Source organism: Pseudomonas sp. BP11-1-1, assembly GCF_052112105.1.
Taxonomy (GTDB): Bacteria; Pseudomonadota; Gammaproteobacteria; order Pseudomonadales; family Pseudomonadaceae; genus Aquipseudomonas; species Aquipseudomonas alvandae.
In genome coordinates this window covers 206007-219686 of record NZ_JAUTYU010000001.1, presented here as the reverse complement: position 1 = coordinate 219686, position 13680 = coordinate 206007, and the positions used below count along the sequence as shown (strand labels likewise).

Genomic DNA, 13680 nt, shown 5'->3' with positions numbered 1-13680 from the left:
CAGCCTTCGGCAGCGCCTACACAGTGCTGAACCGCCGCACACCGCTTTCCACCGGCGGCAAGTGTGCCGCCGTGCTACCCGAGGCCTGGAACAGCACCAAGTGCTCGGCCGCCACGCGAATACCGACAGTGGCGCCGACCAGATGGTCGGCATGGCTCGGGAAGATCGATTCCAGTTGCGCACCCGTCGGCAATTGCAGGCGATACAAGGTTGAAGCGCCCTGGAAGGTCTTGCCGACGATGGTGGCCGTCAGCGGGCTGTCTGGCGCGTAGACGATGTCGTCAGGGCGCAGCAACACATCCACGGCACAGCCAACCGGCCAGGTGTAGGCCCGGTTGCCGCGCAGTGCGCCCAATTCTGTTTGCACCGATTCCGGGCTATCCAGCTGTCCCCGGATGAAATAGCCCTGGCCAATGAAGCTGGCGACATAGGCCGTGAGTGGTTCGTGATAGAGGTTGTAAGGCGTGTCCCACTGTTCCAGGCGACCTTCCCTGAACACGCCGACATGATCACTCACGGCAAACGCTTCTTCCTGATCGTGGGTGACCAGGATCGCACTGGTGCCCCGGGCCTTGAGAATGTCCCGGACTTCATGGCTGAGCTTGCGTCGCAGCTCGCCGTCCAGATTGGAGAAGGGTTCGTCGAGCAGCAGCAATTGCGGTTCGGGCGCCAGTGCCCGGGCGAGTGCGACGCGTTGTTGCTGGCCTCCGGAGAGTTCATGGGGGAAGCGTTTCCCCAGGTTCTTCAGGTTGACCAGTTCCAGCAGTTCGTCGACCACGCGGTCCTTTTCAGGGTGCTTGCGGATACCAAACGCCAGGTTCTCGGCGACGCTCAAATGCGGGAACAGCGCGTAATCCTGGAACACCATGCCGATGCGGCGTTTTTCCGGTGCCAGGGTAAAACCCGCGCGGGAGATGGTTTCCCCGGCCAACTGGATCTCGCCTTCGTGTACGGGCTCGAACCCGGCGATGGCCCGCAAGGTCGTGGTCTTGCCGCATCCGGACGAGCCGAGCAGGCAACCGATGTCGCCCGCATTGAGGTGCAGGTTGAGGTTTTGTACGACCCGCTGGTCCTGGTAGCCGCAGGCCAGGTTTTGCAGGTTCAGCAGCAATGAATGGCTCATGCGTGGTGGTACGCCGGCTCGACCAGGAATTCCAGCAGGGCTTTCTGCGCATGGAGACGGTTTTCCGCCTGGTCCCAAGCCACGGAGCGCGGGTCATCCAGCAAGTCGAGGCTGATCTCTTCGCCACGGTGGGCTGGCAGGCAATGCATGAACAGCACCTCGGCGTCCGCCAGGTCGAGCAGGGCGCGGTTGACTTGCAGCGGGGCAAACAGCTTCAGGCGCTTGGCGGTTTCCTCTTCCTGTCCCATGGATATCCAGACGTCGGTGCTCACCAGGTGCGCACCGGCCACGGCCAGCTTCGGATCACGCACGATGGACACCCGGTCACCGGCCTTGGCGAGCAGTTCGGTATTGGGGTCATAACCTTCGGGGCAGGCAATACGCAACTGGAAGTCGAATTGCATCGCTGCTTCTATATAGCTGTTGCACATGTTGTTGCCGTCACCGACCCAGGCCACGGTCTTGCCTTGGATGGAGCCGCGGTGCTCGAGGAATGTCTGCATGTCGGCAAGCAGTTGGCAAGGGTGCAGGTCATCGGACAAGCCGTTGATCACCGGCACGCGGGAGTGGGCCGCGAACTCTGTCAGGGTGCTGTGTGCAAAAGTACGGATCATCATGACGTCGAGCATGCTCGACATGACGATGGCGCAATCGCTGATCGGCTCGCCACGGCCCAACTGTGTGTCGCGGGGCGAGAGGAAGATCGCCTGGCCACCGAGTTGGATCATGCCGGCCTCAAATGAAATGCGCGTGCGGGTCGATGACTTCTCGAAAATCATCCCCAGCACACGGTTTTTCAAGGGCTCGAACAGTACGCCGCGCTTACGCAGGTCCTTGAGCTCCACGCCTCGACGGATGACGCCGAGCAACTCTTCGGGCGTGAAATCCATCAAGGAGAGAAAGTGCCTTGCGCTCATGATTGACTACCTTTTTGTTACTGACCGCAGATGCTCAAAGCCTTGTTTAACGAAAAAACGGGCGAGACCTGCGGCAAAAGCCGCACGGGGCGACGAAAATAGGGGAAGGCGCGATATTGACATTAAATGTCGCGTCTTACCAATAGGGCTACGGTTTTAAGGGATTTCAGCGAAGCCATCACAGAGTTGCAATGGCATGGTCGAGGCCGGTTTCCTGACAGCAGCGACCCATTTGTACACTGGCGTCGAGTCCCTTGGCAATCAAGCTGGGCGGGTGGCTGTCTATCTGGCGAGCGATTGTGGAGGCCAGTCTTTGGCGCGCCTGTCTGTTGTCTGACGTGAAATATTTCCTAATGCAGGGGGCTGGGTTATAAATGAATCCCGAGATGCAGGAGCCCCGAAATGGATTTGAAAGAGCAACAACTGATGGAATTGCTGGGGCTGACGGCACGCTCCCTGACGCACCTCACCGCTTCGGTGACGTCCATGTCATTCGAATTGTTGCGCAGTGATGACGAAGTGACCAAGGCCGCTGGCCGGCGAATGATCGACCGCATGGCCACCATCAGCAGTGGGCTCGACGAACATTGGCGATTGATCGGCGAATTGACCGGGGTGCCCATCGCCCAGGAGCAGGTGGAGACCATCGAGGAAATCCAGTTGCTGGCGCCGCCGCCCGAACAGCCCTGACGCCGCTTCATCGGCGGGCCTGATGCCCGGCGATTCACGGGACGAACGTCGCTGGCGCTGTGGAGGATCACGGGCCATAGTTTTGCTCCCGCGGCCAACAATGCCCGCCACGAATAAAACAGAGACTGGCCATGACCAAGACTCTTCACCACCGTGCGTGCCACCTGTGCGAGGCCATCTGCGGCCTGACCCTCGAAACCACTGAAACAGAAGGCCAGGGCCTGGCGATCACTTCGATCAAGGGCGATCCGCTGGACAGTTTCAGCCGTGGCCACATCTGCCCCAAGGCCGTGGCCCTGCAGGACATCCAGAACGATCCGGACCGGTTGCGCCAGCCGATGCGGCGGGTCGGCAGCGAGTGGCAGCCGATTGCCTGGGAAGAAGCCTTCGCATTGGTGGCTGATCGCCTCGCGAGCATTCAAGAGCGTCACGGCCAGAACGCGGTGGCGGTCTACCAGGGTAATCCCAGCGTGCACAATTATGGGCTGATGACCCACAGCAATTATTTCCTGGGCCTGTTGAAGACCCGCAGCCGCTTCTCGGCGACCTCGGTGGACCAGTTGCCCCATCACCTCACCAGCCATCTGATGTATGGGCATGGTTTGCTCCTGCCCATCCCGGACATCGACCACACCGACTTCATGTTGATCCTGGGCGGCAACCCGCTGGCCTCCAATGGCAGCATCATGACCGTACCGGACGTGGAGAAGCGCCTGAAGGCGATCCAGGCCCGTGGTGGCCAGGTTGTGGTGGTTGATCCTCGGCGCAGCGAGACAGCGGCCATCGCCAACCAGCACATCTTCGTACGTCCTGGTGGCGACGCCGCGCTGCTGTTTGGCTTGCTCAACACACTGTTCAGCGAAGGCTTGACCCGCGACAGCCATTTACCGGTGGATGGCCTCGACGAAGTGCGCCAGGCCGTTGCAACCTTTACCGCCGAGGCGATGAGCCCTCTCTGTGCCGTTCCGGCCGCACAGATCCGTCAGTTGGCCCGGGATTTCGCCTCCGCGCCGTCGGCGGTGTGTTATGGGCGGATGGGGGTTTCAACCCAGGCTTTTGGCACGCTGTGCCATTGGCTGATCCAACTGATCAACCTGGTCACCGGCAACCTCGATCGGGTGGGCGGTGCGCTGTGCACCGAGCCGGCGGTTGACCTGGTGGCGACCACCTCGGGCGGCCATTTCAATCGCTGGCAAAGCCGGGTATCCGGGCGCCCCGAATATGCTGGCGAGCTGCCCGTCTCGGCCCTTGCCGAAGAAATGCTCACCGAGGGCGAAGGACAGATCCGCGCACTGGTGACCGTGGCCGGCAATCCGGTCTTGTCCACGCCCAACGGGCGACAGCTCGAACAGGCGTTGGACGGACTTGAGTTCATGGTCAGCATTGACCTGTACATCAACGAGACCACGCGCTACGCCGACTTGATCCTGCCATCGACTTCAGCGTTGGAAAACGATCATTACGACACCACCTTCAATCTGTTCGCGGTGCGCAACGTCACTCGTTTCAACCGAGCGATCCTGCCCAAGCCCGAAGGTGCATTGCACGATTGGGAGATCTTCGTTGGCCTGGCAAAAGCCTTTGCTGGCCGGACTGGCAAGGAACTCAAGCCGACCATGCCGCCCGCGCAGATGATCGATTTCGGCCTGCGGGCGGGTGCGTACGGGGATGCATCGCCGCACAAATTATCCCTGGCGACGCTGTTCGATCATCCCCACGGCATCGATCTCGGTGCGCTCAAGCCCAACCTGGCTTCCCGGTTGAAAACCGAAAACGGCCGGGTACAGGCGGCGCCAGCGGTGATCCTCGCCGACCTGGCACGTTTTGCCGCGTTGCCGCCGCCAGCGTCCGACGAGCTATTGATGATTGGCCGTCGTCATGTGCGCAGCAACAATTCCTGGATGCATAATTTTCATCGGCTGGTGAAAGGCAAGCCGCGTCACCAGTTGCTGATGCACCCGGACGATCTTGCCAGCCGAGGCCTTGTCGATGGGCAGCGGGTGAAGGTCAGTTCTCGCGTAGGCATGATTGAAGTGGAAGTGCAGGGCAGCCAGGACATGATGAAAGGCGTGGTCAGCCTGCCACACGGCTGGGGCCACGCCCGCCCGGGTGTACAGATGACCATCGCCAGCGGGCAACCCGGTTCCAGTGCCAACGACCTGACGGATGACTGTCAGCTTGATGAGCTGTCCGGGAATGCGGCGCTCAACGGGGTTCCGGTGAAGGTCGCGGCTGCGTAAAATTGTCCCTGGGGCGGACCGAGCAGGGTGCTCGGCTTTCCGTTACAATGCGCCACCGTGTCGACATCTGTAGTCGCAAAGTTCAAGCCGAGGTGCTCCGTGGATATCATCGAAACGATCAAAGACCAGATTGCCAACAACACTATCCTGCTTTACATGAAAGGCTCGCCGAATGCCCCGCAATGCGGCTTCTCGGCCAAGGCTGCTCAGGCGGTGATGGCGTGTGGCGAGAAGTTCGCCTACGTGGACATCCTGCAGAACCCGGAAATCCGCGCCAACCTGCCAAAGTACGCCAACTGGCCAACCTTCCCACAGCTGTGGGTGGGTGGTGAGCTGATCGGTGGTAGCGACATCATGACCGAGATGGCGGCTGACGGTTCTCTGCAAACCACGATCAAGGCAGCTGTTGAAGCAGCAGCGGCGAACAAGTCCGAAGCCTGATTCATGAGGTTCTGTTCATTACACCGGTTGTGGTGAACACGAACCCTTGTGGGAGCGAGCTTGCTCGCGATACCGGTAGGTCAGTCAGTATTTTTTTGCCTGATCCACCGCTATCGCGAGCAAGCTCGCTCCCACGATGGATTTCAGTGGTTTGAAATTCGGGCAACAAAAAGCCCCGCGCCTCGAAAGAGGGCGGGGCTTTTTAGTGGCTTGCTTCTGGGAAGCTTATTCTTCGCCCATCTGCGATTGCAGGTAGTTCTCAAGACCCACTTTGTCGATCAGGCCCAGTTGGGTTTCCAGCCAGTCGATGTGTTCTTCTTCGGATTCGAGAATATCTTCGAGCAGTTCGCGGCTGCCAAAGTCACCGACGCTTTCGCAGTGGGCGATGGCGGCTTTGAGGTCGGCGTGGCCAGTGCGTTCGATACGCAGGTCGCATTCAAGCATTTCGCGGGTATGTTCACCGATGTGCAGCTTGCCAAGATCCTGGACGTTTGGCAGGCCTTCGAGAAACAGGATGCGCTTGATCAGCTTGTCCGCGTGTTTCATCTCGTCGATCGATTCGTGGTATTCGTGCTTGCCCAGCTTGTTCAGGCCCCAATCTTCATACATGCGCGCATGCAGGAAGTATTGATTGATCGCGACCAGCTCATTGGCGAGGATCTTGTTGAGATGCTGGATGACTGTGATGTCGCCTTTCATGGTAACGGCCTGCCCTGTAATAGCTGTGTATAAGGCAGAGTTTGAGCCGCGCATTTACCGGTGTCAAACCTAAGTATTTGAATAATAAATGAAAATTAATCGGAATAAGAATGTTTGAGTTCCGCGTCTGGCACCTAACCATTTGATTTACAGGCATAAAAAAACCGGACATTGAGTCCGGTTCTTCAAAAAGCTGGATTTATGCGGCAGTAAATTCTACCGGATAAGGGATCGAGGCCTGGGCGGTCTGTACTTTGGCGAGGGTTTCACGCACCACTTCCTTGGCGAGGCAGGCGCATTTACCGCATTGGCTGGCTACGCCGGTGGCCTGGCGGACTTCGCGATAGCTGCAGCAACCTTCATAGATCGCTTCGCGGATTTGCCCGTCGGTGACGCCAGTGCAGAGGCATACATACATAAGTGAGAACCGTCGCTGGTTGTGACTCAATTGAGACGGATCTTAATGTTAACGAGAATGATTGTCAAAGTGGTTTCTAGGACTCTTTCATCACCTTTGCTTCGGGCTGACGAACGGTTTTCGGTTGGAGAGTCGATCATGCGCAACAGATTTTCGATGCCGTGGAAAAACCGTTGAGGACAGTCCAAACGTGCGGTGTATGATGGTCGGTCCTTGCGAAGCGGGTTCGTGTCACAGGGCTGTCGCCTGGAGGTGGCAGGCTGGCGCGGACCTTGTTTTCACGTTACTACACCAGGAGATATCCAATGAGCGTACTCGTAGGCAAACAAGCCCCTGACTTCACCGTTCCCGCCGTCCTCGGCAACGGCGAAATCGTCGACAGCTTCACCCTGTCCTCGGCCATCAAAGGCAAATACGGCCTGGTGTTCTTCTACCCGCTGGACTTCACCTTCGTCTGCCCGTCCGAGTTGATCGCCCTGGATCACCGCATGGACGACTTCAAGGCGCGCAACGTGGAAGTGATCGCTGTTTCGATCGACTCGCATTTCACCCACAACGCCTGGCGCAACACTGCCATCAACGCAGGCGGCATCGGCCCGGTGAAATACACCATGGCTGCCGACATGAAGCACGAAATCGCCAAGGCCTACGACGTTGAGTCCGAGGGCGGCGTGGCCTTCCGTGGCGCGTTCCTGATCGACGACAAAGGTGTCGTTCGTTCGCAGATCATCAACGACCTGCCGCTGGGCCGTAACATGGAAGAGCTGATCCGCCTGGTCGACGCCCTGCAATTCCACGAAGAGCACGGCGAAGTCTGCCCGGCCAACTGGAAAAAAGGCGACAAGGGTATGACTGCATCGCCTGAAGGCGTAGCCGCTTACCTGGGTGAGCACGGCGACAAGCTGTAAGCACAACCGCGGCATAAAAAAACCGGCCCTCGATGGGCCGGTTTTTTTATGGGTGGCTGAATACATACTGTGGCGAGGGGATTTATCCCCGCTGGACTGCGCAGCAGTCCCAAAAAGGTGAGTCCGCCACACCCAGTTGGCAGGTTTGGGGCCGCTTCGCGACCCAGCGGGGATAAATCCCCTCGCCACAAAGAGCTAAGCCTAGCTCTATATCAGTCGTCGAAATCCTGCCAGCCACCCATCTCCTTCCACCGGTTGACGATGCCGCAAAACAGCTCGGCGGTCTTTTCGGTGTCGTAGCGGGCCGAGTGGGCTTCGCGGCCATCGAAATCGATGTCGGCCGCCTGACAGGCCTTGGCCAATACCGTCTGGCCGTATGCCAGGCCCGCCAGGGTCGCGGTGTCGAAGCTGGAGAACGGGTGAAACGGATTGCGCTTCATGTCCAGGCGTGCAACGGCGGCGTTGAGGAAGCCCAGGTCGAAGCTGCTGTTATGACCGACCAGGATCGCTCGCTTGCAACCGTTGGCTTTCAGCGCCTTGCGCACGCCACGGAAGATGTCGGTCAGGGCGGTTTCTTCGCTGACCGCCATGCGCAACGGATGATCGAGCTTGATCCCGGTGAACTCCAGGGCGGCTGCTTCAACGTTGGCGCCTTCGAACGGTTCGACCCGGAAGAAATAGGTGTGGTCGGGGAAGACAAAGCCTTTCTCGTCCATGCCAATGGTCGTCGCGGCGATTTCCAGCAGCGCATCGGTGGCTGAGTTGAAACCACCGGTTTCTACGTCGACCACAACCGGCAGATAACCCCGGAAGCGGGCAGCCATGGGGTGGCGAGGGCCGCCCGAGCCGCCATTGCCGTCCAGTTCGTCGTCGAAATGATCTTCACTCACGCGTTTTCCTCCAGCAGGCGCCAGCGCAGTTTTTCACCGGCGCGCAGCGGGATGACAGTCTGCTCGCCAAACGGCAGGCTGGCAGGGGCGGTCCACTCGTCGCGGACCAGGGTAATACGATCGGTGTTCACCGGCAGCCCATAGAAGCGTGGGCCGTGCAGGCTGGCGAAGCCTTCGAGCTTGTCCAGGGCGTTGCGCTGCTCGAACGCCTCGGCGTACATCTCGATGGCGGCGTAGGCGGTGTAGCAGCCGGCGCAACCGCAGGCCGCTTCCTTGGCGTGCTGGGCGTGGGGTGCCGAGTCGGTGCCGAGGAAAAACTTGGCGCTGCCGCTGGTGGCCGCGTCCAGCAAGGCTTCCTGATGGGTGTTGCGCTTGAGGATCGGCAGGCAATAGAAGTGTGGCCGGATCCCGCCCACCAACATGTGGTTGCGGTTGTACAGCAGGTGATGGGCGGTGATGGTTGCGCCAACGTTGGCCGGGGCCTCGTTGACGAACTGCACGGCATCGCCCGTGGTGATGTGCTCGAACACAACCTTGAGGGTCGGGAAACGCTCGACGACGCGGCGCATGTGCTCGTCGATGAAGATTTTCTCGCGGTCGAACACATCGACATCGCCCCGGGTCACTTCGCCGTGGATCAACAACGGCATGCCGACTTCGGCCATCGCCTCCAGCGCCGGGAAGATCTTGTCGATGCTGGTGACGCCGGAATCCGAATTGGTCGTAGCGCCGGCCGGGTACAACTTGGCCGCGTGCACGAAACCGCTGGCCTTGGCCTCGCGTATTTCCTCGGGTTGGGTGCGGTCGGTGAGGTAAAGCACCATCAGCGGTTCGAAGCGGCTGCCGGCCGGGCGCGCGGCCAGGATGCGCTGGCGATAGCCATCGGCCTCGGCGGCGTTGCGCACGGGCGGAACCAGGTTGGGCATGATGATGGCGCGGCCAAAAGTGCGCGCGACATCGGCGACGGTATGGGTCAACACAGCACCATCGCGAAGATGAATATGCCAGTCGTCGGGACGCAGCAGGGTCAGGCGGTCGGACATGGGGGGCTTCCAGGCGGGTAAATCTCCGGGGAATGCTACCGGAAAAGACTGATCCGGGCACCCGCTATCAAGTTTTGCCGCAAGTTACCGATAGCCCCTTCAGGTGTGCCGCGATTTTGTGCCTTGTCTCGGCCAAACGGCATGCCCAGCGTTTTCGATTTCCGTATAAAAGCCAGTGGAGCCTCCCGTGCGCCAGCGTTATCTAGCCTTGCTCAGTGTGTTTGCCAGCCTTCCTGCGATGGCGCTCACTTTCCAGACCCGTCTGGAGAGCATTGAGTGGACGGTCGAAGGTGACAAGTTCGAGTGCCGGCTGAGTCAGCCGATCACCGATTTTGGCAGCGGCGAATTCGTGCGCAAGGCGGGCGAGCAGGCTACGTTCCGGCTCAAGGCGTATAACCCGATGCTCGGTGGTGGCTCCGCGACGTTGTTGGCGGCTGCGGCGCCGTGGCAGCCGGGACGGGGCGACATCAATCTGGGCTCGGTCCGGATCGGCAGTGGCGACGTGTTGTTCAATAGCTCCCAAATACAGGCGGGCCGTCTGATCAGCGGGCTGATGGAGGGACGCAGTCCGGTGATTCGACGCAATACCGAGGATGGGCGCGTATCCGAAGTCCGGCTGCTGCCTGTGCGCTTCAACAAGGCGTTCAACGATTACCAGGGCTGTGTAGCGAAACTGTTGCCGAAGAACTTCGAGCAGATCAAGCAGACCCAGATCGGTTTTCCGGGCGAGGGGGTTGAGCTCGACGCCCAGGCCAAGGCCCAGTTGCAGGTCATGCTCGACTTCATCAAGGCTGACCCGAGCGTCAATCATGTCGAGCTTGACGGCCATTCCGACAACAGCGGCAATCGTCTGACCAACCGGGAGTTGTCACGTCGTCGTGCGCTGGCGGTCATGGATTTCTTCAAGGCCAACGGTTTCCAGGAGTCCCAATTTACCGTGCGTTTCCACGGCGAGCGCTATCCGCTGGTTCCCAACACCAACGCAGCCAATCGGGCCAAGAATCGCCGTGTCGTCGTTCAGCTCGAGCGTGTAGCGGCTACCCAGGCCCCGGCTCCTCAGCCACCAACAGCCGCGCCAGCGCCAGCTACTCCTGCCGTGGCGCCCGCTGCTGCGCCGGGCAAGGCACCGACGCCGGTTGCTCCGGCCAAGACGGCTGCGCCTGCCGCGGCAACTGCACGCACTTCCTGACCCCGTCCTGATCGTCGCTCAATCGACATAATCTGTCGCTTCGTCGTCATAAGCTGTCGCGCCTCTGTAAATTATCCGCGCTGGACGTTAGACTTCCCGGCTTTCCGTACAACCCGTGGAGTGATGGCATGGCGGACGTAAACAAGGTCGTTCTGGCGTATTCCGGCGGCCTGGACACTTCGGTGATCCTCAAGTGGCTGCAGGACACTTATAACTGCGAAGTGGTGACCTTCACCGCGGACCTGGGGCAGGGCGAAGAAGTCGAGCCTGCACGCGCCAAGGCCCAGGCCATGGGCGTCAAAGAAATCTACATCGATGACCTGCGCGAAGAGTTCGTCCGTGACTTCGTGTTCCCGATGTTCCGCGCCAACACCGTTTACGAAGGCGAGTACCTGCTGGGTACCTCCATCGCCCGTCCGCTGATTGCCAAGCGCCTGATCGAAATCGCCAACGAAACCGGCGCTGACGCCATTTCCCATGGTGCCACCGGTAAAGGTAATGACCAGGTGCGTTTCGAACTGGGGGCCTATGCCCTCAAGCCCGGCGTGAAAGTCATCGCCCCGTGGCGTGAGTGGGACTTGCTGTCCCGTGAAAAACTGATGGACTACGCCGAGAAGCATGCGATTCCGATCGAGCGCCACGGCAAGAAGAAATCGCCGTACTCGATGGATGCCAACCTGCTGCACATCTCCTATGAAGGCGGCGTTCTGGAAGACACCTGGACCGAGCACGAAGAAGACATGTGGCGTTGGACCGTCTCCCCTGAGAAGGCTCCCGATACCCCGCAATACCTGGAATTGACCTACCGCAACGGTGACATCGTCGCGCTGGACGGCGTGGAAATGAGCCCGGCCACCGTGCTCGCGACCCTGAACCGTATCGGCGGCGAGCATGGCATCGGTCGCCTGGACATCGTCGAGAACCGTTATGTCGGCATGAAGTCCCGTGGCTGCTACGAAACCCCAGGCGGCACCATCATGCTGCGCGCTCACCGGGCGATCGAATCGATCACCCTGGATCGCGAAGTGGCTCACTTGAAGGACGAGTTGATGCCCAAGTACGCCAGCCTGATCTACACCGGCTACTGGTGGAGCCCGGAGCGTCTGATGCTGCAACAGATGATCGATGCCTCCCAGGTCAACGTGAATGGTGTCGTGCGCCTGAAGCTGTACAAGGGCAACGTGATCGTGACCGGGCGCAAGTCCGACGATTCGCTGTTCGATGCCAACATCGCGACCTTCGAAGAAGACGGCGGTGCCTACAACCAGGCCGACGCGGCCGGTTTCATCAAGCTCAACGCCTTGCGCATGCGTATCGCGGCGAACAAGGGTCGCAAGCTGTTCTGATCTGATCCGGTTCAATGAAAAACGGCCTGCCATGAGCAGGCCGTTTTTTTGTCCGTCGAACAGGGTCACGGTTTTCTTCTCCGACGAAGACGCATCAAATGACGCTGGTTTTTCCTCCCTCGACGTAATGCATGGCCGCGTCGGCCGGCGGAGCCGTTCGTGGTCTTTTTGAGGTGTTTGCTTTTATGAAGGTCCGAAGGGGTATACAGAGAACGGTAATTAAAGTTGAGTGTGAGAAAAAACAGCAGCGACAAGTAAAAGGGAAAACCGATCAGGAACCAGATATAGCATTCACGATCTTCATCATCCAGGAAGGGCAAGGCTATCGCTGCGGATGTTTCTGATAACGTTGCCAGTATGGCAATCAACGTCATGGGGTTGGTAATGGTTCTTTGGGTGTTGTTCATAATAAATGCTCATGGATAATTTTATGCTCGGTGATTGAAGTTTTAATCGAGTGGGTTTGATGTGTTGGCTCTAAACAAAACAGCCTGGCCAAAAAAGCACAATGACGTCTTTTAAGTCGAGGGTGTTGAGCCATTCTTTTTATACAGAAGCTGATTCGATTGAGTGAAATTTTTACCGTTTGTCTATAAATAAATCAGTTACTTTTTATGAGTATGTTGTCGATGTGAACTGAAATGTGTTTTGTTGTGCAGGAAAGGTCGCGTCATTCATAGGAGGGTCGGTGCGTCAGATTCGCCGCTTCGATTTTTTCGGAAAATTCATGCCACATTATTTTGCGGATTATTTGTAGGAATTTTCTGTGATGTTTGTAGGTTATGTCTTTCGCTGCGAGCGCTCAGGGGGAGCGGCATGCCAAGGGAAAATGACTAGGCTATTGTGCATGCTCTAAAAATTCGAACAGCGAAATTGGATTTGCCCATGAATAAAGTGCTGATCGTGGATGATCACCCCGTCATTCGTCTTGCTGTACGTTTACTAATGGAGCGTCATGGATATGAAGTTATCGCCGAAACGGATAATGGCGTTGATGCATTACAGATTGCCCGGGAACAAATGCCCGATATCGTTATCCTGGATATTGGAATTCCGAAGTTGGATGGGTTGGAAGTCATCGCACGCCTGACCGTCAATCCTTCACCCTTGAAAGTATTGGTATTGACGTCCCAGGCTCCCGGGCATTTTTCGATGCGTTGCATGCAGACGGGGGCAGCGGGCTATGTTTGCAAACAACAGGACCTGACCGAGTTGTTAAGTGCAATAAAGGCCGTGCTGTCGGGTTACAGTTACTTTCCCAACCAGGCGCTGCACACGGTACGTTCAAGTCTTGGCAATGCCAGTGAGTCCGAGATGGTGAACCGTTTGTCCGGGAGAGAAATGATGGTCCTGCAGCAACTGGCTCGCGGAAAAACCAATAAGGAAATAGCGGACGCGATGTTCCTGAGCAACAAGACCGTCAGCACCTACAAGACCCGCCTGTTGTTGAAACTCAACGCCCGCTCGCTGGTCGACCTGATCGAATTGGCCCAGCGAAATGGATTGGTCTGAGTTCAGGGCCACAGGCACACGGTAAAAAGCCTCCACCAGGGAGGCTTTTACGTGTCAGAGGTCAAAATCGTAATCGGCCAGTTGCTTCTGCAAGCGACGCTCTTCCAGGAGGTTATCGATGGTGCGGCGTTTGCTCAGGTTGGTTTTTGCCACTTCCACCACCACCGGTTCCGCGTCGTCAGCCTCAACGGCGATGAAATCGTCTTCTACATCCAGTTGTTCTTTGCCAGTACTCATGGGTTCGGCTCCAGGCTAAGACTGCCA

At 58.4% G+C, this 13680-nt stretch carries 14 protein-coding genes and 1 pseudogene; 7 read left to right on the top strand and 8 right to left on the bottom strand.

The annotated features are described in order from the left end of the window. Window positions 1-16 precede the first annotated feature (16 nt). Both Q7C33_RS01055 and argF read right to left on the bottom strand, forming a co-directional pair. Window positions 17-1123, bottom strand: a complete 1107-nt coding sequence (locus tag Q7C33_RS01055; RefSeq protein ID WP_030140765.1) for an ABC transporter ATP-binding protein — start codon at window positions 1121-1123, stop codon at window positions 17-19. After that, window positions 1120-2040: an ornithine carbamoyltransferase gene (gene argF, locus Q7C33_RS01050; protein ID WP_030140764.1), complete on the bottom strand. Its 921-nt coding sequence runs from the start codon at window positions 2038-2040 to the stop codon at window positions 1120-1122. The genes Q7C33_RS01055 and argF overlap by 4 nt, the downstream gene beginning before the upstream one ends. Before the next feature lie 402 nt (window positions 2041-2442). Between argF and Q7C33_RS01045 the strand changes: the two genes are divergently transcribed. The 3 genes from Q7C33_RS01045 (at window position 2443) to grxD (ending at window position 5411) form a co-directional block, all read left to right on the top strand. After that, window positions 2443-2730, top strand: coding sequence for a hypothetical protein (locus Q7C33_RS01045; RefSeq protein WP_030140763.1), 288 nt, complete (start codon window positions 2443-2445; stop codon window positions 2728-2730). 131 nt (window positions 2731-2861) lie between these two features. Continuing rightward, window positions 2862-4970 (top strand): molybdopterin oxidoreductase family protein, encoded by a 2109-nt coding sequence (locus Q7C33_RS01040; RefSeq protein WP_407682687.1) that lies wholly within the window; start codon window positions 2862-2864, stop codon window positions 4968-4970. 99 nt (window positions 4971-5069) lie between these two features. Then, the gene (gene grxD / locus Q7C33_RS01035) at window positions 5070-5411 is read left to right on the top strand and encodes a Grx4 family monothiol glutaredoxin (RefSeq protein ID WP_030140761.1); all 342 of its coding nucleotides are present in this window, start codon (window positions 5070-5072) and stop codon (window positions 5409-5411) included. A gap of 225 nt (window positions 5412-5636) precedes the next feature. On the opposite strand, the gene bfr is transcribed toward grxD, so the two are convergent. Both bfr and Q7C33_RS01025 read right to left on the bottom strand, forming a co-directional pair. After that, entirely contained in the window at window positions 5637-6110 is a 474-nt protein-coding gene (bfr, locus tag Q7C33_RS01030; protein WP_003178701.1) for a bacterioferritin, read from the bottom strand. A 199-nt stretch (window positions 6111-6309) separates the two neighbouring features. Then, the gene (locus Q7C33_RS01025; protein WP_003178704.1) at window positions 6310-6528 is read right to left on the bottom strand and encodes a bacterioferritin-associated ferredoxin; all 219 of its coding nucleotides are present in this window, start codon (window positions 6526-6528) and stop codon (window positions 6310-6312) included. A gap of 305 nt (window positions 6529-6833) precedes the next feature. On the opposite strand from Q7C33_RS01025, the gene Q7C33_RS01020 reads away from it, so the two are divergent. After that, complete coding sequence (locus tag Q7C33_RS01020; protein WP_030140760.1) at window positions 6834-7436, top strand: peroxiredoxin; 603 nt, start codon at window positions 6834-6836, stop codon at window positions 7434-7436. Window positions 7437-7648: 212 nt separating this feature from the next. Here the strand turns inward: Q7C33_RS01020 and rnt are convergent, their stop codons facing one another. Both rnt and pyrC read right to left on the bottom strand, forming a co-directional pair. Beyond that, on the bottom strand, window positions 7649-8326 hold the full coding sequence (gene rnt / locus Q7C33_RS01015; RefSeq protein WP_030142532.1) for a ribonuclease T: 678 nt from the start codon (window positions 8324-8326) through the stop codon (window positions 7649-7651). Then, entirely contained in the window at window positions 8323-9369 is a 1047-nt protein-coding gene (gene pyrC, locus Q7C33_RS01010) for a dihydroorotase (RefSeq protein ID WP_030142531.1), read from the bottom strand. The genes rnt and pyrC overlap by 4 nt, the downstream gene beginning before the upstream one ends. Window positions 9370-9556: 187 nt before the next feature. On the opposite strand from pyrC, the gene Q7C33_RS01005 reads away from it, so the two are divergent. Further along, window positions 9557-10558 carry a flagellar protein MotY gene (locus Q7C33_RS01005; RefSeq protein WP_030142530.1) on the top strand — a complete coding sequence of 334 codons (1002 nt, stop codon included), beginning with the start codon at window positions 9557-9559 and terminating at the stop codon, window positions 10556-10558. 128 nt (window positions 10559-10686) lie between these two features. Next, window positions 10687-11904, top strand: a complete 1218-nt coding sequence (locus tag Q7C33_RS01000) for an argininosuccinate synthase (protein WP_024779511.1) — start codon at window positions 10687-10689, stop codon at window positions 11902-11904. Window positions 11905-12070: 166 nt separating this feature from the next. On the opposite strand, the pseudogene Q7C33_RS00995 reads toward Q7C33_RS01000, so the two are convergent. Beyond that, window positions 12071-12311, bottom strand: a pseudogene (locus tag Q7C33_RS00995) (hypothetical protein); the annotation flags it as partial. A 478-nt stretch (window positions 12312-12789) separates the two neighbouring features. Between Q7C33_RS00995 and Q7C33_RS00990 the strand changes: the two are divergent. Beyond that, window positions 12790-13416, top strand: a complete 627-nt coding sequence (locus tag Q7C33_RS00990) for a response regulator transcription factor (protein WP_030142528.1) — start codon at window positions 12790-12792, stop codon at window positions 13414-13416. Window positions 13417-13470: 54 nt separating this feature from the next. Here the strand turns inward: Q7C33_RS00990 and Q7C33_RS00985 are convergent, their stop codons facing one another. Beyond that, a complete protein-coding gene (locus Q7C33_RS00985; protein WP_030142527.1) occupies window positions 13471-13653 on the bottom strand; it encodes a PA3496 family putative envelope integrity protein in 183 nt (60 codons plus the stop codon). Window positions 13654-13680: the final 27 nt, after the last annotated feature.